Here is a 22,288-nt window from a genome sequence, read left to right as displayed (position 1 = left end):
CCCTCCCTGCTCAGGCTTTCAGGCGGTAGCCGGTCCGCAACATCTGCCAGGTCAGCGCGCCAACCAAAACGGTCGCGCCGGCACACACCGCGATCCCCAACCAAGGAGAGCTGTCAGACACCCCGATCATTCCATAGCGCAACCCGTCAATCAGATAAAAAACCGGGTTCACATGGCTCAGCCGGTTCAGAATCGGTGGCAGCGCCTGCACGGAATAGAACGTACCGGACAGAAACGCCAAGGGTGTCACGATAAAGTTCGTGATCGCCGCCATCTGGTCGAACTTGTTGGCAAAAATCCCGGCGAACAGACCAAGCGCGCCCATGAACGCTCCACCCAAAACAACAAAAACCAAGGCGATCAGCGGGTTTTGCGGGTAAATCCCAAGGACCAGCGCAAGCGCCGCCGCAACAACACAGGCAATCAGGACGCCCCGAACGATGCCACCGGCCAGATAGCCCAGCAAGATCTCAAGCGGCGATAAAGGTGGCATCAGCGTATCGACGATGTTGCCCTGCACCTTCGCGATTACCATCGACGACGAAGTATTGGCGAAAGCGTTCTGGATCACCGTCATCATCATGATGCCGGGTGCCAAAAAGGTCAGAAATGGCACGCCCATCACATCAGGCCGGCCGGGACCGATGGCGATGTTGAAGATCAGCAGGAACAGCCCCGCCGTCACAAGCGGCGCCAAAAGCGTCTGGGTCCAGACCGCCAGAAACCGCAGCGTTTCGCGCTGGGCCAGCGTGTACAGCCCCATCCAATTGACCGCTCCGAAACGGCGTTCATTGTGATCTGCGGGAATCTGCATCTTCTGCCCTCATCCTGATTCGAGAACCGCTTGTAACTCGGGACGCAGTGATTAGAATAGGGTGCTGAGACGAATTTCGAAGGCGGCCCGAATCCGGGGCCGCTTTCCCCTTTTTTGAAAGGAAGCGCATGTCCTGGACTGATGAGCGCGTAGAACTGCTCAAGAAGATGTGGGGCGAGGGCCAGTCGGCCAGCCAGATCGCCAAAGAACTGGGCGGCGTAACCCGTAACGCGGTCATCGGCAAGGTGCACCGCCTGGGTCTGTCGAACCGTGCAACCGGCGGCTCGCCCGCCAAGGCCGAGCCCAAGGAAAAGCCGGCACCCGCGCCCAAGGCCGAGGCCAAGCCAAAGCCCGCGCCCAAAACGGAACCCGCGCGCCCGGCCCCTGCTCCGGCCGCCGAGGCAAAGCCTGCCGTTCCGGCGCGCCGCCAGATCATCCCGGCCGGTCAACCGCTGCCGCCGCAGCCTTCGGCCAACGAAATCAGCCCCGAGGCGCTGGCCAAGGTCAACGAGGTTGAGAAGAAGGCCAAGAAGCTGACGCTGATGGAACTGACCGAGAAGACCTGCAAATGGCCCGTCGGCGACCCTGCGACCGAGGATTTCTGGTTCTGCGGCCTGCCGGTTGAAGCCGGAAAGCCATATTGCGAGGCGCATGTGGGCGTGGCGTTCCAACCGATGAGCTCGCGGAGAGATCGTCGGCGGTGATTGGGAACGCCAGAACCTGAATCACTACCATAGAACGCAAAAAGGGTGCAGGCATTTCGCCACGCCTCTTACCGGAAGCGTTGCACAGTCAAGAACTCGCAAGTCGCAACGAGCTCTTACAAGGAAAACACCCTCGCTGAAAGCTGCGAGGGTGTTTTAGTTCGGAGCGACAGCTGTGCGGGACTTTCCCGCCGTTCGCCTCAAGTGCTCAACTGGCGCTGCATCAGCGAAAGCGACCTGAAAGAAGAGCATCTCACTCAGGGATTTCGCTAAGCATCCAACTTTGCAACAGAATGCAGGAAAGCAAGGCGCAGCCAATGAGATGTTTGGGCAAACATATCTCGAATATAATGTAAGCGCGACAGAGTATCACTGAGCGTGCGAGAGGCTTGACCGCCACTAAGACGAAGCTACGCTGTTCTCTGCTGGGGAACATATTTTGACAAGTCAACCAAGTTTCTTTTGTTGGAGAACCACAAATGTCCAAAACGCTTCTTTCTTCGATGGCCATCGCAGCCTTCTCGTTCACAGCAACGGGCATCGCTTTAGCTTGCACAACCGCAGTTTATAACAATGGCGACGCGGCACTATCTGTTCGAACAATGGACTGGTTTGGACACGACGATGCGAGAGTCGTCGGGGATGGGGCCGGCATTGAAAACACCTATGCCGGTACAGAAGGTGCGATAACGACGACGTCAAAATATGCGTCATTGAAAATCGAAAGCTTTTTGCCAAAAGTCGTTGCAGAAGCCATGAATGAAAAAGGGTTGGAAGCGCGCCTGCTCTATCTGGGCCCCGATTACACAGCTTATACGTCTTTCCCCAAGCCTACTGATGTCAAAACGGACGTTGATGTGGTTCGGCTTGCCGAATGGGCCGTTGACAACTTTGAGTCCGTGCCGCAAGTCGTTGAAGCACTCCAAACAATTGACGTGATAAACACCGGTATTTGTGGGTTGCCGCCGCACAACGATATGAGCCATTGCTCTGAGATTACTCCGGCGCATTTCCAGTTTGCCGACAGAGCCGGCAATACCGCAGTTGTAGAATTTGTTCGCGGTGAAATGCAAATTTTCGAAGGGGAAGGCACGCCTTACATGTCGAATGACCCCGAGTTTGCTGCCCATTTGATTTTAGACAAGGAACAAACAGCACCGGGCGCAACCATACGCTCCTACGACAGACGGTTACGCGCCAAGTCTGTGCTGGCCGATATGTATGCGCGCAATGTAACTGATAATGAGGCCGCTAAGCTTTCGATCAAGGGCGCTGGCGCGACTATTTTTGCGGGTTACGACCAAATAGATCCGTTTGTGAATGACGTGTTTCCGACATTGTGGACCATTTATACAGATCGTAATGAACTCGAGTGGGTGTTAGATCGCTACGATACCTGGACTGGAGAGATTTATAATTTCACCATGTTCGACACTGATTTGCCTGAACGGCAAGAACTGGGCATTCACCCGAGTCCAAAATATCAAACCAACTAATTATCTTTTTTGAGGCAGCCGGTGACGGGTTCTGTGAAGCTTTGCCGCAGCATGTAAAGATCTAAAGACTATCGGCTTTGGACTCGAGCCGGACATTGAGGTGTCGTTGATCTTAGAGCCGCCGGCACATGAATAGCCTTTCACTGCGCCGGATGCGATGGCAAATCCGGCATCGGTACCCAGCCCGGCAACTCGTCCGGCGCGACAGAGACGTGCAGATGCTCGGACCGGTCCCGCCCCACTTTCCGATGTTTGCGTAGCAGGAAAATCTTGCCCCAGCCGCGCCAGGTGCCGACAGATTGCGCATGCGTATCCGTTGGGAAGCGGTCGCGCCAGCCTTCGGGCAGCGGCAGGCCGTGCAGCTCGGCCTTGTCCAGCATCCAGATCAGGGAAATGTTGCTCAGCGGACGCGCCTCTTCAAACCCGTTCAATTGCCCGCCGACGTCGCCATGGGTGCCGCGGAACCAGACCTGTTCCACATGGCCTTTGAACTCTGGCGTACATTTCCAAAGGACCGGCTCGAACACCTCACGCGTCTCGTCCAGGGCCAGGGCATGGTATCCGTGGCGGGTGGCGGGGCCAAGCTGGTGGTTGTGGAAGGAATGGCGTTCCTCGGCCCAGCGCCACAGCAGCGGTAGGCGCAGGCCCAGCGCTTTGACCGTATCCCAGACGCCGACCATCTCAATCGCCACGTCCGAATGGCAGAATTTTTGCCGGAACGTGGCTGCAGCGGACCCGCTGGCGTTGCATTCATAGTGGCGATACGCCTGTTTGATGTTGCGCACGGTGGCATGTTCGGCCTTGAGCAGTCCGATCATGTCGATCACACCTGCGAGGCTGCGCACCCCATATGCGCCGCGCGAATACCCAATGAAATAGATCCGGTCGCCGGGCTTGTAGCGCGACGCAAGGTACCCATAAGCGCGGCGGATCTGCCGGTTGATGCCACGCCCCATCATCACGTCCAGAGAAGACTTCCAATTGTCCCACTGCACGCCGGATTCGTAGAATACGGATACCTGACTGCCCATCTCGCGGCACAGGCGATAGGCTTGGCCCGCATGGGTTTCAAAGCCGGGTTCAAGTGTCGACATCGTGCCGTCGAGGATAATGACATGGCTGACAGGCTCGCGGTGGAGCGCTTCGGCGGAGTGCTCGGACCGCAAAGGCCGTCCGAGCCATCCCAGTACCTTTCTACTCAGCCGCGACAGAACCATGCGTCAGCAATTCCCATACTCTTTGAGGTGTGAAAGGCATATCGGCCTGCCGCACCCCGTGATCCCAGAGCGCATCCTGAACCGCGTTTGCCACTGCGGCCAGCGCGCCCACGGTGCCGGCTTCTCCGCATCCTTTCATGCCCATCGGGTTAGAAGTTGACGGAACCGGCGCCGAGGTAAACTTAATCATGGGTATCTCGGCGGCGCGGGGCAAGGCGTAATCCATCAACGAAGCCGTGAGCAGTTGCCCCTGCGCATCATGCACAACATGCTCGCTCAGCGCCTGACCGATCCCTTGGGCCACCCCGCCATGCACCTGCCCTTCGGCCAGCATCGAGTTGATAAGGTTGCCGAAATCGTCAACCACGATATAGCGGTCGACCCAGGTTTCGCCGGTGTAAGAATCGATCACGACTTCGGCAACATGGGCACCGTTGGGATAGCTGCGCGCATCCAGTTCGGCGCGCGCCTCATGTCGCAACAGGTCTGTGCGCCCATCGGCACGGGCCATCTCGGCCACCTCGGTCAGGGTGGGCGTCAGGTTCGAACCCGGCGCGCGAAAGGTTTCGTGGTCGAAGTACACATCGTTTTCCTCGACCCCCATCTTATCGGCAAGATAAGGCGTGAATGCGGCGATCATGACGTCAATCGTGGCAAGGGTCGCCGTACTTTGCACTGTGACCGAGCGTGACCCGCCCGTTCCTCCGCCATGCGCCAGACGATCGCTGTCACCTTGCACCACGTTGATCTGATCCAGCGGAATCCCGGTCTGGTCCGACAGGAAATACGAATACACCGTCTCATGCCCCTGCCCATTTGATTGGGTGCCAACATAGAGGTTCACGGTGCCATCCTCGCAGAATTCGACTTTTGCGTTTTCCGAAGGGTCACCCAAAATACTTTCAATATAGTAACAAAGCCCCTGCCCTCGGATCAGGCCGCGCTCGGCATCGGCTGCTTTGCGGTCCGCGAACCCCTGGCTTTGTTCGCCAGCGCGAGACAGGACCATGTCGAAATCGCCCACGTCATAGGTTTCACCGGTCGCGGTTTTGTAAGGGAAGTTCTGAGGTTTGATAAAGTTTCGTCGACGCAATTCCCAGGGATCCACGCCCAGTTGCCGCGCCGCGCGGTCGAGGACACGCTCCAGCACATAGATTGCCTCGGGTCGGCCTGCGCCGCGATAGGCGTCGACCTGTGTGGTGTTGGTATAGAACCCCTCGACCCGCAGATAGGTGGTCTGAACGTCATAAACGCCCATCAGAACCTTGCTGAACAGATTGGTCTGAATGGCCTGCCCGAAATGACTGCTGTAAGCGCCCAGATTGACTTTGCTGTGCACCCGGTAGGCGGTGATGTTCAGGTCTTCGTCAAAGGCCAGTTCCGCAAGCGACGTCAGGTCGCGACCGTGGTGGTCCGACAGCATCGCCTCGGACCGGTCCGACATCCAATGCACCGGTTGGCCCAGCTTCATCGCAGCAACGGACACGCAGAAATATTCTGGGTACGGCATCACCTTCATGCCGAACCCGCCGCCGACATCCGGAGTGGTGACGCGAATGTCCTCTGGCTTTAGCTTCAGCTTTTGCGCCAATTGCCCGCGCATCGCCCAGACACCCTGCCCGCCATAGGAAAAGTGCAGTCGTCCATCGGCCCAACTAGCTTGACAGCCACGCGGTTCGATCGAGGTAATGATCACACGGTTGTCGGCGACGTTCAGCGCAACGGTATAGGTGGCGGACTGAAAGGCGGCCTCGGTCGCCGCTTCGTCGCCCAACCCCCAGTCGAATGCCCGGTTGTCGGGTACCTCAGCGTGCAGTGGCTCGCCGCCCACTTCAACGTCCAGCTTTGCGGGCAGATCATCGGTCTCCATCCAGATCAGCTCAACCGCGTCCCGCGCTTGCGCAAGTGTATCTGCAATCACGACGGCTACAGGCTCGCCAACGAACCGGACGCGATCCTTTGCCAGCATGTGTCGATCGGGCATCGCGGTTTGCGAACCATCGCGGTTCGGCACTGCAGCGGCATTCATGACGGTGTCGATACCGGTCGCCTCAAGATCGTCCAGTGTAAGAACAAGTCGCACGCCGTCCGCCTCTTTCGCGGCGTCCAGATCAAGCGCGGTTATCCGGCCATGAGCGACCGGGCTGCGGAAGAACGCTGCGAACAGGGCGTTTTTGGGTACCGCGTCGTCCATGTACCGCCCCTGCCCGGTCAGAAACCGTTGATCTTCGATCCGTTTGACGGGCTGGCTTCTTCCGAACTTTTCCATGCTGTGCTCCTGCCGCTGCGATACGGGGCGAGACTAGCCTGCGGCAGGGTGATGTCCATAGGGGCCTTCCCCTTCTTGCACGCATTCGCTATTGCAGGCGCTGACCCAAGATTGATGACGCAGGACGCACCCGATGGCGATGGAAAAGACATTCAACGCGGCCGAAGCCGAGGCCCGCATTTACGAGGCCTGGGAACAGGCCGGAGCCTTCAAGGCAGGCGCGAACAAATCGCGCGACGAAAGCTTTACCATCATGATCCCGCCACCGAACGTTACAGGCGCGCTTCACGTGGGTCATGCGTTCAACAACACCCTGCAAGACATCCTAACCCGCTGGCACCGCATGCGGGGTTTTGACACCCTGTGGCAGCCCGGTCAGGACCATGCGGGTATCGCCACCCAGATGCAGGTGGAAAAGATGCTGATGCTCACCCAACAGCCGGGTCGGCGCGAGCTTGGGCGTGAGAAATTCCTTGAGAAGGTCTGGGAATGGAAGGCCGAGTACGGCGGCACCATTATCGATCAGTTAAAGCGGCTGGGCTCGTCCTGTGACTGGTCGCGAAATGCCTTCACTATGGCTGGTGCGGCGGGTGATCCGCGCACGGGACACGAGAACTCGGCTAACTTCCACGATGCGGTGATCAAGGTCTTTGTCGATATGTACGAAAAAGGCCTGATCTATCGCGGCAAGCGACTGGTCAACTGGGACCCGCATTTCGAAACAGCGATCTCGGACCTTGAGGTCGAGAATATCGAAGTCGCGGGCCATATGTGGCACTTCAAATACCCGCTGGCCGGGGGCGAGACCTATACCTACGTCGAAAAGGACGAGGACGGGAACGTCGTGCTTGAGGAAGAGCGCGACTACATCTCGATCGCAACGACCCGCCCGGAAACCATGCTGGGTGATGGCGCGGTTGCGGTTCACCCCTCGGATGAGCGTTACGCGCCAATCATCGGCAAACTCTGCGAAATTCCGGTTGGTCCGAAAGAACATCGCCGTCAGATCCCGATCATCACCGATGATTATCCGGACCCAGAGTTCGGCTCGGGCGCGGTGAAGATCACCGGCGCGCATGACTTCAACGACAACATGGTCGCCAAGCGCGGCGGCATTCCGATGTACCGCCTGATGGACACCAAAGGCGCGATGCGGGCCGATGGCGCGCCCTACGCCGACGAGGCGGGCAAGGCACAGGAATATGCGCGTGGGCGGCAGTTCACCGAAAATGAGATCGACGCGATCAACCTGGTTCCCGACCACCTGCGCGGCCTCGACCGGTTCGAGGCGCGCGCGAAAGTGGTGGAAGAGATCAACGCCGATGGTCTGGCCGTAATGACTCGCGCGGATGATCCGGTTCTGGGCACCAAGCTGGGCGAAGATGACGACCCGGCAGCCCTTGTGCCGCTGGTCGAGAGCAAACCAATTATGCAGCCCTTCGGCGACCGTTCCAAAGTGGTGATTGAGCCGATGTTCACCGACCAGTGGTTCGTGGACGCCGAAAAGATCGTCGGCCCCGCGCTGGATGCGGTTAAGGACGGCACGGTCAAGATCATCCCCGAGTCGGGCGAGAAGACCTATTACCACTGGCTGGAAAACATCGAGCCCTGGTGCATCTCGCGCCAGCTGTGGTGGGGACATCAGATTCCGGTTTGGTATGGTCTCGATCTCTCGGCTGAGAACTTTAAGGACGACGAGAACGACGGTAACCTTGATCTGGTCGAGTTGGGCCGTTTGTTGAACGAAGGTGGCATGCTGCACCGTGGCAACGTAATGGAATGCGCAGCGAGCCTTGAGGCCGTTACTGAGAAGTTCCTCGACGACAACGCAAACATTCCAAGCCCGCTGAGCCACGCGACGGTCATCGAAGTCGCTGACAAGCACGAAGCGATCCATCAGTTCGCTGAGAGCCTAGCTCAGTACGCAGTTGATCAGGATCCAACCAAACTGGTCTACCCGGTCTGGCGTGATCCCGACGTCCTCGACACCTGGTTCTCCTCGGGCCTCTGGCCCATCGGCACGCTCGGCTGGCCTGAGCATACCGAGGAGTTGGAGCGCTACTTCCCCACAGATGTTCTGATCACCGGCGCGGATATTCTGTTCTTCTGGGTCGCCCGGATGATGATGATGCAATTGGCCGTGGTCGATCAGGTTCCGTTCCACACCGTCTACCTGCACCAGCTCGTTCGCGACGAGAAGGGCAAGAAGATGTCCAAGACCACTGGTAACGTCATCGACCCGCTTGAGATCGTGGACGAATTCGGTGCCGACGCGCTGCGGTTCACCAACGCCTCCATGGCGGCCATTGGTGGCGTGCTGAAGCTGTCGCGCGACCGCATCACCGGTTATCGCAACTTTGGCACTAAGCTGTGGAACGCCGTCCGCTTCGCCGAGATGAATGAGGTCTTCACCGACGCCGTGCCGCAACTCGATGTGGCCGACCTGAAACCCAAGGCAGCCGTGAACCGCTGGATCATCGGCGAAACCGCCCGTGTGCGGGAAGAGGTCGATGCGGCACTTGAAAGCTACCGCTTCAACGACGCCGCCAACGGGCTCTACGCGTTTGTCTGGGGCAAGGTCTGCGATTGGTATGTGGAACTGTCGAAGCCGTTGCTGCAAGGCGACAACGCCGAGGCACAGGCCGAAACCCGCGCGACTATGCGCTGGGTTTTGGACCAGTGCATGGTCCTGCTGCACCCGATCATGCCCTTCATCACCGAAGAGCTGTGGGGCCTGACGGGCGACCGCGCCAAGATGGTCGTCCACGCTGACTGGCCGACCTATGCCGCTGCCGATCTGATCGACGCCGATGCGGATCGTGAGATGAACTGGGTGATCTCGGTAATCGAAAACACCCGTTCCGCCCGAGCGCAAATGCGCGTGCCTGCTGGCCTCTACGTGCCGATGCTGGTGACCGAGATCGACGATCACGGCCAAGCCGCATGGGACCGCAACGAGGCGCTGATCAAGCGCCTGGCGCGGATCGACAGCCTGACTAAGGCCGATGAACTGCCCAAAGGCACCATCTCGATTGCCGCCCCCGGCGCGTCCTTTGGTCTGCCGCTGGCGGATATCATCGACATCGGTGCCGAAAAGGAACGGCTGGAGAAAGCCAAGGGCAAACTAGCCAAGGAACTGGGCGGCTTGCGCGGACGTCTGAACAACCCCAAATTCGTGGCCTCGGCTCCGGAAGAGGTGGTCGAGGAAGCCAAAGCCAACCTTGCCGCCCGCGAAGAGGAAGAAGCCAAGTTGAACGAGGCGCTGGCCCGGTTGGCCGAAATCGCCTGACCTTCGGCCTATCCCAGAACTTAACCAAGACCCCGCCGAGACGTCTTCGGCGGGGTTTTTCGTTCGTATGGCTGCTTTTGTCTTGTTCTCAGAGGCTTGTGATTGTTAGCAAGTTGTCCAGATAACTCTGAGGCTGCGATGGCACGCGCTTTCCCCCCAATGCAAACGATCTCGACCGGCCTTGTGGTCGCGGTCGTTGGTTTTTTCAGTTCCTTCCCGATTGTGCTTCAAGGGTTGGCCGCAATGGGCGCATCGGCGGCCGAGTCCGCGTCCGGCCTAATGATGGCCGCGGTTGCGATGGGGCTGGCTGCGATTGCCCTCAGCCTGTGGTTCAAGCAGCCGATTAGCGTGGCCTGGTCCACACCCGGGGCCGCCCTGCTTGCTGTTTCGGCCACTCCGCTGGCTGGGTTTTCGGACGCGGTCGGGGCGTTTCTGTGTGCTGGTGCGCTTACCGTTCTGGCCGGATTGTGGGGGCCGCTTGGACGGCTCGCAGCGGCCATCCCAACAACGCTTGCGCAGGCGATGCTGGGCGGGGTTCTGCTACCCTTGTGCATCATCCCCTTCCAGGCCGCAGTCGCTGTTCCGTGGCAGGCCCTACCGGTCATCCTGACGTGGTTCATCGCCGGGCGGGTCAATCGCCTGTTTGCGGTTCCGGCCGCTGTGATCGCGGCGGCTATTGTCGTCGTTCTGAACGCTGGCGACAGTTCGGTCATGCCGGAACACCTGGTGGCCGCGCCCGTTCTTAAGATGCCGACATTCTCGGTCGCCTCTGCAATTGGTATCGGCATCCCTTTGTTCATCGTCACGATGGCCACGCAAAACATCCCCGGTATCGCGGTGATGCGCAGCTTTGGCTACGCGCCTCGAGCCGGCAATCTGTTCTCGGCGGTCGGCGGGGCCAGCATTCTGTCCGCCCCCTTTGGTGCCCCCGCCACCTGCCTAGCAGCGATTACAGCCGCCATGTGCTCAAACGAAGACAGCCACCCAGACCCGAGCCAGCGCTATTGGTCAGCCGTAATGGCGGGCGTCTTCTACTGCCTGTTCGGCGTGTTTGCCGTTGCAATTACAGGCTTTGCCGCCCATGCGGACCCGTTGCTGATGGGCACACTGACCGGTATCGCCCTGATCGGTGTGTTGGCGAACGCCACACACGCCGCACTGGACGTACCCGCAGAGCGGGAAGCCGCCATCTTGACCTTCGCCATCACCGCCTCGGGCATCACGGTTTTTGGATTGGGTGCCGCCGTTTGGGGGTTGGCGGCGGGTGGTATCGCTTACGTGGTTGCAAACCGGCTCAGATGATCGCTTTTCCCGGCTGCGCTGGTCCAGTACACTCCGGCCATGTTGGGATCGTTTGGAAAACTTGTCGAACGTCAGATCAAAAAGGCGCAAGCCGAAGGTCAGCTGGACGGGTTGGAGGGCGAAGGTCAGCCTCTGCCTGATCGGTCGTCCGAAGCACAAACCGATCCGGCGCTTGCGGCAGGTCATCGCATCATGGCGCAGGCAGGTGTTTTGCCAGAAGAGTTCGACATCAAGAAGAAGCTGGATGCTGCGCGAAAAACCTATGCCTCTCAGACCGACCCGGAGGAGCGCAAGGCAACAATGGCGCAGATTGCCGAGCTTGAGATGCGCTATAACATGGCGCGCGATGCAAGACGGGCCTTTTTACGTTAGAACCTTGTCGTAAACATCTAATTCGGCACCGAAATCGGGCAATCTGATTTCGGGCTCGCGAGATCGTACGGGCGTAAATTTCATTTGAATTCCGGCTTGCGCCCCTGCATCTGTGCGGCAATGACCTCCATTTGCTCCGGCTTCCCAATCAACGCGACCTGTTCCGAGGATTCCTCGGTCAGAACTTCAGTGCGGGGTTGGGACTCGGCGACCTCGATCAGACGCTTTGCTGCCCGAATAGCCGATGGGCTTTGGCCCGCAATATCCTCGGCCAGAGCCAGCGCCTCGGTCAACGGATCATCCGAAAGCTTGGTGACCAACCCCCACTCTGCCGCCTGAGCAGCACCAATGGGACGCGCGGTGTAGGTCAACAGGCGCAGCACATCTGACCGAACGAGCTTTGGCAACAAGACCATTCCGCCCATATCCGGGATCAGGCCCCATTTCATCTCCATCACCGACAGCTTTGCCTCGGGGTGGGCAATGCGAATATCAGCGCCCAACGCCAGTTGCAGACCGCCCCCGTAAGCGACCCCCTGAATGGCGCAGATCACTGGTACCGGTACCCGACGCCAGGTCAGAGCGACCTCTTGCACTTCGTTGGCATCTTTGTGGCTGCGGGTCATCAACCACTCGGTCGGATCTGAATGCGCCATCTGGGCAAAACTGGCCATGTCGAGACCGGCACAAAAGCTTTTGCCTTCCCCCGACAAGACCACGGCCCGTGCGTCCGAGGCCGCAACCTCCTGCCCGGCGGAAATGATCGCCTGGATCATCGCGTCATCCAGCGCATTCATTTTATCGCCGCGGGTCAGTGTGACATGGGCGATGTGGTCTTTGTACTCGATGGAAACGCGTGACATTTTGGCCTCCCAACTCTGGCTAGGAGTACCATGCCCGGAAGACCCGCTCAGTTCCACCTATACGTTAGGGCAAATCCGATGCAGGCATGCGCCCGAACCATGGCGAGTCCAGCGTCATCACATAGAGCTGATCCCCGGCAATCTTTCCGCCGGTGGTAATACCCACACGACCACCGGGGTCCTGCAGGTTCTGCAAAATCGTCCCGTCACCGTCAAACTGAACAATCATCCCCCGATGGATCGGAGCCGGGCGCACCATCGGCCCCAACCGCCAGATCACTTTGCGCAGAAACGGATACGGCATCAGTGCCTCGCTGGGGACGCGCGGACTGGCGAAGGCCATCCAATAGGTGCCGTCGCCCTGCGCTTCGATATTGTCGGGATAGCCGGGCAAGTTATCCAGCAGAACCTCTTGCTGGCCCGCCTTGGAGCCCGTCAGCCACAGTTTGTGTACCCGCGCCTGCCCAGTCTCGGCGATCAGCAGGAAATCTTCGTCGGGCGACAAGGCCACGCCATTGGTATAGACGAACCCTTCGGCCAGTTTTTTGGTCGTACCATCGGGGGAATGGCGGGCGACATAGCCGGTGTCCGATTGCTCCCATATGGTCAGTACCGAGGTTGGCTTGGTCCCACCCATAGTCTCGGGATCAAATCGGTCAGACGAGTTCGAAAAATAGATCGTTCCGTCCTGCGCGACATCCAGCTGGTTTGCATAAATCACTGGTGCTCCGTCGATCTCGGCAACCACTGTTTCCAGCGTTCCGGGTCCGGTCCAACGCATCACGCCACGATAGCTGTCGGCAATATACAGCGCACCGTCCGGTCCGGCCTTCAGGCCCAGGGGTCGACCGCCCAGATCGTCAACCTTGACCGGTTCGGCCCCGTCTATCCGATAAAGCGCCCCCGACAACGATGTCGTATACACAGTTCCGTCCGGCATGATCGCAATGTCTTCGGGACCAATCTGACCGTCGGGCAATGAGATCAGCTCCAACCCGTCCAACGCGTTGTTTTCCGCAAATTCACCTGTAAAATCAGGAGCTTTGGGCGGGTTCCACATCACAGGTTGCACCGGGACCGGCCAGAATACCAGGTAGGCAAGTCCAACGATCAACAGACCCAAAACGATGCGCATGTACGCTCCTCCCTATCGTGTTGGTCACAGAGTGCGAAGCATCCCTATGCAACGCAAGCTTGCCTGTCTTGTGACCTTGCGTTTATCTGCCCCCATGACTGAGCCTCGCTATACCCCGCTTGCCCAATCCCTGCCTGCAACTGTGCCTTTTGTCGGCCCCGAAACACAGGAACGCCAGCGCGGCGCGCCATTTGTTGCGAGGCTGGGGGCGAATGAAAGCGTCTTTGGCCCGTCGCCTCGTGCCATTGCCGCAATGGCTGAAACGGCAATCTGGATGTATGGCGACCCCGAAAACTACGATCTGCGCGACGCTTTGGCGGATCATCATGGAGTTTCACCCGAAAACATTGTCGTGGGTGAAGGCATCGACGGGCTGTTGGGGTATCTGGTGCGCCTCATGGTTGGCCCCGGCGATGCGGTTGTCACTTCGGATGGGGCATATCCGACCTTCAATTACCACGTGGCCGGTTTCGGCGGCACGCTGCGCAAAGTGCCCTATCGCGACGATCACGAAGACCCTGTGGCGTTGTTTACCAAAGCCGCCGAAGCGGATGCCAAGCTGGTTTATCTGGCCAACCCCGATAACCCGATGGGCAGTTGGCATTCCGGTGCGGACATTGTGAGCGCGATGGATAACCTGCCAGATGGATGCCTGCTTGTGCTGGACGAGGCCTATGTGGAATGCGCGCCAGAAGGCACGGCCGCCCCAGTCGCCGCTGACGATCCCCGCGTGATCCGTATGCGGACGTTCTCCAAAGTTTACGGTATGGCGGGCGCGCGCGTGGGTTACGCCATTGCGGCACCCGGCCTGATCTCGGCTTTCAACAAAGTGCGCAACCACTTTGGCATGAACCGAGCGGCACAGGCTGGCGCTCTGGCCGCTTTGCAGGATTCTGATTGGCTGGACCACGTCCAGACGAAGATCACCGAGGCCCGCACGCAAATCAGTCGGATCGCACGCGAGAACGGATTGATCCCCCTGCCCTCGGCCACAAATTTCGTGGCCATTGATTGCGGGCGGGATGGAGCGTTTGCCAAGGCCGTTCTGGATGCGTTGGTCGCACAGGGTATCTTTGTGCGAATGCCGTTTGCTGCGCCACAAAACCGATGCATTCGTGTCAGCTGTGGTGAAACATCAGATCTTGAGGCTTTTGCGGCAGCTTTGCCGCGCGCGTTGGCCGCAGCCAAGGCGCAAGCTGGCTGACCGGTCAAAAGGGGGGCTGTCTGCCCCCCATCGCGCCAGAGGCGCGACTCCCCCCGAAGGTATTTTTGGCCAGATGAAGAAGCAGGTTGCGCCTTTAGGCCACCAGCGCCGCAGCCGCAGCTTCAAGCGCGCCTTGACCTCGGGGGATGTCCAGCGCCGCCATTGCCGTTTCAACGCCGCCCAACATTGCCATGACCATCTGCGCGTTGACATAGCCCATGTGACCAAGGCGGAAGCATCCGTCCCAATCCTCCATCCCCAGACCTATGCCGAGGGTCAGGCCCAGCTTATGCTCGGTGAATTCACGCAGGGGGGTGCCCCGCCCGTCTGTCAAACGCAGAGCGGTCACGGCATGGCTGCGATGCTTGCGATCAGCGACATTGATATGCAGTGCGCCGCCCTGCGCCCAGGTTTCACAGGCCGCCCAAATTGCGGTTGCCAGACGTTCGTGGCGTGCCCAAACCTGCTCCATCCCCTCGGCAAGGATCAGGTCTAGCGCCGCACGCAGGCCATAGAGGTGATGCGTCGGCGCAGTGCCGTTGAAATACTGATAGAACAGCTCGGGGTTCGCTCTTGGCTGCCAATCCCAATATTGGGACACGCGCGGCATCGCGGCACGTTTGGCCTGCGCCTTGTCGTTAAAAAAGACGAAACCCGTACCGGCAGGCGTCATTAGCCCCTTCTGGCAGGCCGTAACCATGACATCGACACCCCAGGCATCCATTTCAAACTGGTCACACCCCAAGGAGGCGATGCAATCCGCCATCAAAAGCGCCGGGTGACCCAGATCGTCCAAAACGGCGCGCAGCGCCGGAATGTCGTTGCGGATCGAGCTTGAGGTATCAACGTGAACAGCCAGAACCGCCTTGATCTGATGAGCCTTGTCCGCGCGCAAGGCTTCGGCAATCCGGTCCAGATCCCAGGCCGAGGACGAGCCGAAATCGATCAGGTCGACCTTGGCGCCGATCCCCGCGGCCATTTCGGCCCAACCATGGGTGAACCGCCCCGAGGCCGGAGCCAGCACGGTTTCGCCGGGCGCGATCACGTTGGACAGCGCGGCCTCCCACGTGCCGTGACCGTTGGCGATATAGATCGCCACGGTGTGATCGGTGCGCGCCACGCGGCACAAATCGCGGGTCAGCGCGGGCATCATCTCGATCAGCTCGCCGTCGTAGATGTTCGGAGACGGCCGGTGCATGGCCTGTAACACAGCGTCCGGCATCACCGAAGGTCCGGGAATCGCCAGATACGTGCGCCCTTGCGCCAAAGATATTGGGTCTGTCATGGGATCAACCTGTAAGAATTGACGCCCAAACTAGCGCAGCCTTTGGCGGCGTCAATCCATCAGCTTGGAGGCCGCGCGCGCAAGGTTTTCGATGCCCGCCCAATCGCCATCAATGACCATCTGTTTAGGCGCGACCCAGCTGCCACCCGAACACACCACATTGGACAAAGACAGGTAATCGCGTGCGTTTTCAGGCGACACGCCACCGGTCGGGCAGAACTTGATCTGCGGCAGAGGGGCTCCGATGGCCTTCAAAGCGGGCGCGCCACCCGAGGCTTCGGCAGGGAAGAATTTGAGCATGTCATAGCCCTTTTCCAGCAGGGCCATTGCCTCGCTTGCGGTCGCAGCACCAGGCAGAAGCGGCAGACCTTCAGCTTCACATGCCGCAATCAGTGCGTCTGTCGCGCCCGGAGACACACCAAACTGTGCGCCCGCCTCTTTGGCCGCCCTCACGTCTTCAGGCGTGACCAGCGTACCTGCACCGACGACGCCGCCCGAAACCGCTGACATGGCGCGGATCGCGTCCAGCGCTGCAGGGGTGCGCAAGGTGACCTCGAGCGCGGGCAGCCCGCCAGCGACAAGGGCTTCGGCCAACGGACGGGCCTGCGAGGCATCATCGACGACGAGGACTGGAACAATGGGGGCCAGAGCGCAGATTTCGCGCGTGCGCTGGGTTTTGGACATGGATTAAACTCCGAAAATACTGGCGCCGGTATCGGCGGATCCAACCGTTTGGCGGAAGGTGGAAAATAGGTCGCGCCCAACGCCATGTTGGTTGCCCGACAAATCGGCGACGGCTGGCGCGCGATCAAGAACGCCGGGGGTCAGGATCTCCAACTCGCCCTTCACCGCATCGACACGCAGGATGTCGCCATCCTGCAGGTAAGCGATCGCGCCACCGTCCAGCGCCTCGGGGCAGACATGGATGGCGGCGGGAACTTTGCCCGACGCGCCGGACATGCGGCCATCGGTGACCAGCGCCACCTTTTGCCCGCGCCCCTGAAGAATCGACAGGATAGGCGTCAACGAGTGCAACTCGGGCATGCCGTTCGCCTTAGGGCCCTGGAACCGCACGACGACGATGACGTCATCTGTGAACTCTCCGGCCTTGAAAGCGGCTTTGACATCATCCTGATCGTGGAACACACGGACCGAAGCCTCGACTACCTGATGTTCCGGCGCCACGGCTGAAACCTTCATCACGCCTGTACCCAAATTACCGGTCAGGCGCGACAAGCCGCCGGTGGGCTGGAACGGGTCTTTGGCCGAACGGACGATCTTTTCGTTCAGACTGTGGCCTGCGCCATCTTCCCAGATCAGATCCCCGTCCTTCAGCTTGGGTTCCTGCGTATAGCGGTGCAGGCCCTGCCCGGCGACGGTCAGCGTATCGGGATGCAACAAACCGTCTTCCAGCAGGGTGCCGATGCAGTACCCCAGCCCGCCTGCGGCGTGGAAATGGTTCACATCCGCCAAACCGTTTGGATAGACCCGCGCGACCAGTGGCACCACGGCAGAGATTTCCGAAAAGTCTTCCCAATCCAAGACGATACCGCCTGCGCGCGCCATGGCGATCAGGTGGATCAAAAGGTTGGTCGAACCGCCCGTTGCCATTAGACCCACGATACCGTTTACAAAGGCGCGTTCATCCAGGATCTGGCAGACCGGCGTGTAGTGGTTGCCCAGCGCGCTTAAAGACAACGCGCGGCGCGCGCCTTCCTCGGTCAGCGCATCGCGCAATGGCGTATTCGGGTTGACGAAGCTCGAGCCCGGCAGGTGCAAGCCCATGAACTCCATCAGCATCTGGTTGGTGTTCGCGGTGCCATAGAAGGTGCAAGTGCCCGGACCATGATAGGCGGCCATCTCGGCCTTCATCAAAGCGTCGCGGCCTACTTCGCCAGCGGCAAACTGTTGACGCACCTTGGCCTTTTCATCGTTCGGCAACCCGCTGGTCATAGGACCCGCAGGCAGGAACACCGCTGGCAGGTGGCCGAACGCCTGTGCGCCGATGATCAGACCGGGGACGATCTTATCGCAGACACCCAGAAATACGGCCGCATCATACGTGTTGTGGCTGAGCGCCACGCCCGTAGCCAAGGCGATCACATCGCGCGAAAACAGCGACAGTTCCATCCCCGCCTCACCCTGCGTGACACCGTCACACATGGCAGGCACACCGCCCGCGACCTGAGCAGTGCCGCCCGCAGCGCGGATCGCGTCGCGGATCAAAGCGGGATACCGCTCGAACGGCTGGTGGGCCGAGAGCATATCGTTGTAGGCGGTCACGATACCCAGATTGCCCGCCGTGCCTGTGGCCATGGCCTGTTGATCCTCACCCGCACCTGCATAGGCATGGGCCTGACCGCTGCAGGACAGATGCGCGCGCGCCGGACCTTTGGAACGGGCATGTTCCATCCGTTCCAGATGCGGGCCGCGCAGGTCGGCGCTGCGGTCGATGATGCGTTGAGTGACGTCGGTGATGACGGAATGAACCATGATTACCCTCCGATCTGACGCCAGCGGCGTCCATCGCGATGCATCAGCATCAGTGCTTCCTCGGGGCCGGAACTGCCCTGATCATACTTCGCCGGGCGATCACCCCGCTCTTCCCAGCCTTGAATGATGGGATCGACCCAGGCCCAGGCCGCTTCGGCCTCGTCCCCGCGCATGAACAATGTCTGATCGCCGCGGATGACGTCCATGACCAGACGTTCATAAGCATCCGGTGATTTGGCTTCGTCCCCCAGCGCCTCGGCAAAGCTCATATCCAGTGCCACGTCGGACAGGCGGAAACCGCCCTGCCCCGGCTCTTTGATCGTGGTGCGCAGGGTGATGCCTTCGTCCGGTTGCAAGCGGATCACCAGGACGTTGCCGCGCAGAGGTCCGACATTAGGAAAGATCGTGTGTGGCGGGTCACGGAAGAATACCGCAATCTCGGATTCACGCGCGCGCAAGCGCTTGCCCGTACGCAGGTAAAATGGCACCCCGGCCCAACGCCAATTGCCCAAATGAACCTTGAGAGCTATGTAACTTTCGGTACGGCTGGCAGGGTTTCCAACGTGATCCAGATACCCATCCCCGCCTTTCTCCGATCGGTACTGGCCGCGTGCGATGTCCGACGGGGCCACGGGCTCCAGCGCTTCAATCACCTTGACCTTTTCGTCACGAACAGAATTCGGCGAAAACTTAGACGGAGGTTCCATCGCGGTCAGACACAGCAGCTGCACAAGGTGGTTCTGCACCATGTCGCGCATAGCGCCGGACTGATCGTAGTACGCCCCGCGCCCTTCGACCCCGACCGTTTCAGCGACGGTGATCTGCACATGGTCGATATGGGTCGCGTTCCAGAGCGGCTCGAACAATGAGTTGGCAAAGCGCAGCGCCATCAGGTTCTGCACCGTTTCTTTGCCCAGATAGTGGTCGATCCGATAAATCTGATGCTCTTCAAAACAGGCCCGCAGACCAGCGTTCAACGCCTTGGCCGAGGCAAGGTCGTGGCCAAAGGGTTTTTCGACCACGATACGGCTGTCAGGCGTTGCCATTCCGTGATCGCTCAGCCGTTGTGCGATGCCCGAAAACAGGCTGGGGCCCACAGACAGATAAAAGGCGCGCACCACGTCCGGGCGTAGGACCTTGGCAAGTTCCTCCCAACCTGCGTCCCCCATCGCGTCCACGGGAACGTATTCCACGCGGCTTAGAAACTGGTCCAGAACATCCTTTTTGAAGGCCGGAGCAAATTCTTTCATCGACGCGCGGATAAGGTCGCGGAACCCATCGCTGTCCATATCGGACCTTGCTGTGCCGATGATCCGGGCGCTTTCGGGCATTTGGCCGACTTCGAACCGGTGATAGAGGCCCGGCAGGATTTTTCGCTGCGCCAGATCTCCGGTCGCGCCGAATAACACCAGATCGAACGGGTGTACCGGAATTACGCGTGAAACCATCCGTGGGCTCCTTTAGGTCTTGCTGGCATCACATGGGCACGGATCGCCAACGGATGCGGGCACTGTTATCGCTAACATTCACGCACTGAATAGGGAACCGCGTCTGGAAAATCAACCCAGATTCCGCAACCACTCCATCACTGATGGTCGCACCGATTGTTCGCCCCGGTGACGTGCGTCGGCGATGATCTTGCGCAAGGATAGCAAGTCGGCCCGCAGCAGCACGCTTTTGACCGGCCCGATAGATGCGGGCCGCATCGACAACGTTCGTATACCCATGGCAGCCAAACACAACGCCTCGACCGGACGTCCGGCATCCTCGCCACAAAAAGACAGAGGCGTGTTCGAGATGTTACAGCGTTCCACAATGCGCTCAATGAAGCTGAGGAAGCTGACATTCAGCGTGTCGTAGCGACGGCGCACCAGCTCATTCTCGCGGTCAGCGGCAAAGAAGAACTGCTTCAGATCGTTGCCCCCGATCGAGACGAAATCGACCTCGTCGAAGAACTTCTGTGGCGCAAAGGCGAGCGATGGGGTTTCCAGCATCGCGCCGACCTCGATTGACTCGGGCAGCACATGACCCAATCGCTTCTCACGCTCGATGGTCTTGTTGACTTCCCACTTGGCCTCTCGGAATTCGTCGGCCTGCGCGACAAAGGGGAACATCAGGGTCAAGGGGCGACCGTTTGCGGCTCGCATCAACGCTTGCAACTGCATCCGCATCACGCCGCGCTTGTCCAACCCGACCCGGATCGCACGCCAACCCAGAGCCGGGTTCGGCTCTTCGACATGTTTCATGTAGGGCAAGACTTTATCTGACCCGATATCCAGCGTGCGAAACACTACGCGCTTGTCGCCCGCAGCATCCATAACGCGCTGATATTGCGTCACAAGTTCGGAACGCTTGGGCATTTGGTTGCGAACCAGAAACTGCAGTTCAGTGCGGAACAAGCCCACGCCTTCGGCGCCGGAATTGCCGAGCGACGGGAGGTCCGCCATCAGGCCTGCGTTCATGACCAGATTGATCCGCTCACCGTCGCGAGTCACCGTTGGGGTATCGCGGATCGACGCATAACGCTCCTGCGCTTTCGCCTGCATCGCGATCTTGTCGCGGAATGCAGTGACGACGGTATCTTCAGGGCGCAGATGGACCGTGCCCTGATCGCCATCGACCAGAATATGGTCACCGTTCAACGCTTCGGTCGTGATGTGCCCGACATGGACGACCAGCGGAATTGCCAGCGCACGGGCCACAATAGTTGCGTGGCTGCCGACCGAACCTTCTTCGAGTACGATACCCTTCAGAGACCGACCATATTCCAGCAGGTCACCGGGTCCGATGTTGCGTGCAATCAGGATCGGATCGGGCGGCAGGTCGGCCCCATTGGTGGCCCCCTGCCCGGTCAGAATACGCAGCAACCGATTGCTGAGGTCATCCAGATCGGCCAGACGTTCGCGCAAGTAAGGGTCGGTCACCTGCCCCATGCGGGCGCGGGCTTGCGACTGTTCTTTCTCGACCGCCGCTTCGGCGCTAAGGCCAAGGGCAATGTCCTCTTCCATCCGGCGCATCCAGCCTTTGGAATTGGCAAACATCCGGTAGGCTTCCAGAACCTGAAGCTGCTCCTTGTCGCCGCCCTGCGAAATTTCAAGCATCTTGTCGACGCCTACACGCAGCTCATCCACAGCCTCGGTCAGGCGTTCGCGTTCACGGTGAGGGTCGTCGGCAATCGGGTTGGTGACCACAACACGCGGTTCGTGCAACCAGACATGCCCCTCGGCCGATCCCTCCTGCGCAGGGCCGCCGTTGAACTGTACCGATTGCTGGTGGCGTGGCGACAGGGCCGCGCCCTCGCCCACAAATGCGCCAAGCTCGGTCATTTCCGCCAGAACCATGGCGACCACTTCCAATGCATAGACCTCGTCGGCGGAGTATTCGCGCGCATCGCGGGACTGGACGACCAGAACGCCCAATTTCTCGCCCAGGCGCTGAATCGGAACACCCAGGAAGGACGAAAACCGCTCTTCGCCCGTTTCCGGCATATAGCGGAAGCCCTTGGTCGACGGCGCGTCTGCGGTGTTTACGATTTTGCCGAATTGGGCGACGCGACCCACAAGGCCCTCGCCCAGCCGCATCCGGGTTTTGTGCACCGCTTCGGGCGACAAGCCCTCGGTTGCGCACAGTTCCAGAGTCTCGGAATCCCGGAACAGGTATATCGAACAGACCTCGGCCCGGATGCTGTCAGCAATCAGGCTGGTGATCCGGTCAAGACGTTCCTGACCGGCAGCTTCGCTCGCCATCTCTTCGCGCAGCCGCCCCAGCAGCTTGCGGGATTCTGTTTCGGTGCCTTCTGCCATAGCCCAACCAGTTTATGGTGTCAGGCGAGACCTTTGGCTGAA

The 22,288-nt window shown here is 59.8% G+C and carries 16 protein-coding genes; 6 read left to right on the top strand and 10 right to left on the bottom strand.

The window, feature by feature from the left end:
- Positions 1–10: 10 nt before the first annotated feature.
- A complete protein-coding gene (locus tag ACR0MV_RS15680; protein ID WP_480702741.1) occupies positions 11–814 on the bottom strand; it encodes an ABC transporter permease in 804 nt (267 codons plus the stop codon).
- A gap of 128 nt (positions 815–942) precedes the next feature.
- Between ACR0MV_RS15680 and ACR0MV_RS15675 the strand changes: the two genes are divergently transcribed.
- Both ACR0MV_RS15675 and ACR0MV_RS15670 read left to right on the top strand, forming a co-directional pair.
- A complete protein-coding gene (locus tag ACR0MV_RS15675) occupies positions 943–1,518 on the top strand; it encodes a GcrA family cell cycle regulator (protein WP_170426647.1) in 576 nt (191 codons plus the stop codon).
- A gap of 479 nt (positions 1,519–1,997) precedes the next feature.
- Positions 1,998–3,014 (top strand): linear amide C-N hydrolase, encoded by a 1,017-nt coding sequence (locus ACR0MV_RS15670; protein WP_480702740.1) that lies wholly within the window; start codon positions 1,998–2,000, stop codon positions 3,012–3,014.
- A 140-nt stretch (positions 3,015–3,154) separates the two neighbouring features.
- Here the strand turns inward: ACR0MV_RS15670 and ACR0MV_RS15665 are convergent, their stop codons facing one another.
- Entirely contained in the window at positions 3,155–4,231 is a 1,077-nt protein-coding gene (locus tag ACR0MV_RS15665) for a DUF2235 domain-containing protein (protein WP_480702739.1), read from the bottom strand.
- Positions 4,209–6,500, bottom strand: coding sequence for a xanthine dehydrogenase family protein molybdopterin-binding subunit (locus ACR0MV_RS15660; RefSeq protein WP_480702738.1), 2,292 nt, complete (start codon positions 6,498–6,500; stop codon positions 4,209–4,211). The genes ACR0MV_RS15665 and ACR0MV_RS15660 overlap by 23 nt, the downstream gene beginning before the upstream one ends.
- A 133-nt stretch (positions 6,501–6,633) precedes the next feature.
- On the opposite strand from ACR0MV_RS15660, the gene ACR0MV_RS15655 reads away from it, so the two are divergent.
- From ACR0MV_RS15655 to ACR0MV_RS15645, 3 genes are all read left to right on the top strand, one after another.
- Positions 6,634–9,789: a valine--tRNA ligase gene (locus ACR0MV_RS15655; protein ID WP_480702737.1), complete on the top strand. Its 3,156-nt coding sequence runs from the start codon at positions 6,634–6,636 to the stop codon at positions 9,787–9,789.
- Between the two features lie 138 nt (positions 9,790–9,927).
- Complete coding sequence (locus ACR0MV_RS15650; protein ID WP_480702735.1) at positions 9,928–11,091, top strand: benzoate/H(+) symporter BenE family transporter; 1,164 nt, start codon at positions 9,928–9,930, stop codon at positions 11,089–11,091.
- Between the two features lie 39 nt (positions 11,092–11,130).
- Complete coding sequence (locus tag ACR0MV_RS15645) at positions 11,131–11,463, top strand: DnaJ family domain-containing protein (protein ID WP_480702734.1); 333 nt, start codon at positions 11,131–11,133, stop codon at positions 11,461–11,463.
- 80 nt (positions 11,464–11,543) lie between these two features.
- On the opposite strand, the gene ACR0MV_RS15640 is transcribed toward ACR0MV_RS15645, so the two are convergent.
- Positions 11,544–12,326 (bottom strand): crotonase/enoyl-CoA hydratase family protein, encoded by a 783-nt coding sequence (locus ACR0MV_RS15640; protein WP_480702733.1) that lies wholly within the window; start codon positions 12,324–12,326, stop codon positions 11,544–11,546.
- 64 nt (positions 12,327–12,390) lie between these two features.
- Entirely contained in the window at positions 12,391–13,461 is a 1,071-nt protein-coding gene (locus ACR0MV_RS15635; RefSeq protein WP_480702731.1) for an SMP-30/gluconolactonase/LRE family protein, read from the bottom strand.
- A 94-nt stretch (positions 13,462–13,555) separates the two neighbouring features.
- Between ACR0MV_RS15635 and ACR0MV_RS15630 the strand changes: the two genes are divergently transcribed.
- Positions 13,556–14,665, top strand: coding sequence for a pyridoxal phosphate-dependent aminotransferase (locus ACR0MV_RS15630; protein ID WP_480702729.1), 1,110 nt, complete (start codon positions 13,556–13,558; stop codon positions 14,663–14,665).
- Positions 14,666–14,759: 94 nt separating this feature from the next.
- On the opposite strand, the gene ACR0MV_RS15625 is transcribed toward ACR0MV_RS15630, so the two are convergent.
- The 5 genes from ACR0MV_RS15625 to ptsP all read right to left on the bottom strand — a co-directional run bounded on the left by ACR0MV_RS15625 (position 14,760) and on the right by ptsP (position 22,246).
- On the bottom strand, positions 14,760–15,950 hold the full coding sequence (locus ACR0MV_RS15625) for a pyridoxal-phosphate-dependent aminotransferase family protein (RefSeq protein ID WP_480702727.1): 1,191 nt from the start codon (positions 15,948–15,950) through the stop codon (positions 14,760–14,762).
- Positions 15,951–16,001: 51 nt separating this feature from the next.
- Positions 16,002–16,634, bottom strand: coding sequence for a bifunctional 4-hydroxy-2-oxoglutarate aldolase/2-dehydro-3-deoxy-phosphogluconate aldolase (locus ACR0MV_RS15620; RefSeq protein ID WP_480702726.1), 633 nt, complete (start codon positions 16,632–16,634; stop codon positions 16,002–16,004).
- A gap of 3 nt (positions 16,635–16,637) precedes the next feature.
- On the bottom strand, positions 16,638–18,443 hold the full coding sequence (edd, locus tag ACR0MV_RS15615) for a phosphogluconate dehydratase (RefSeq protein ID WP_480702724.1): 1,806 nt from the start codon (positions 18,441–18,443) through the stop codon (positions 16,638–16,640).
- 2 nt (positions 18,444–18,445) lie between these two features.
- Entirely contained in the window at positions 18,446–19,891 is a 1,446-nt protein-coding gene (zwf, locus tag ACR0MV_RS15610) for a glucose-6-phosphate dehydrogenase (RefSeq protein WP_480702723.1), read from the bottom strand.
- Between the two features lie 111 nt (positions 19,892–20,002).
- Positions 20,003–22,246 (bottom strand): phosphoenolpyruvate--protein phosphotransferase, encoded by a 2,244-nt coding sequence (gene ptsP, locus ACR0MV_RS15605; protein ID WP_170426661.1) that lies wholly within the window; start codon positions 22,244–22,246, stop codon positions 20,003–20,005.
- Between the last annotated feature and the right edge of the window lie 42 nt (positions 22,247–22,288).

Source organism: Ruegeria sp. BC3, from assembly GCF_056539265.1.
Note: the sequence above shows the minus strand (reverse complement) of the source record. Positions and strands in the feature narration are given on the sequence as shown.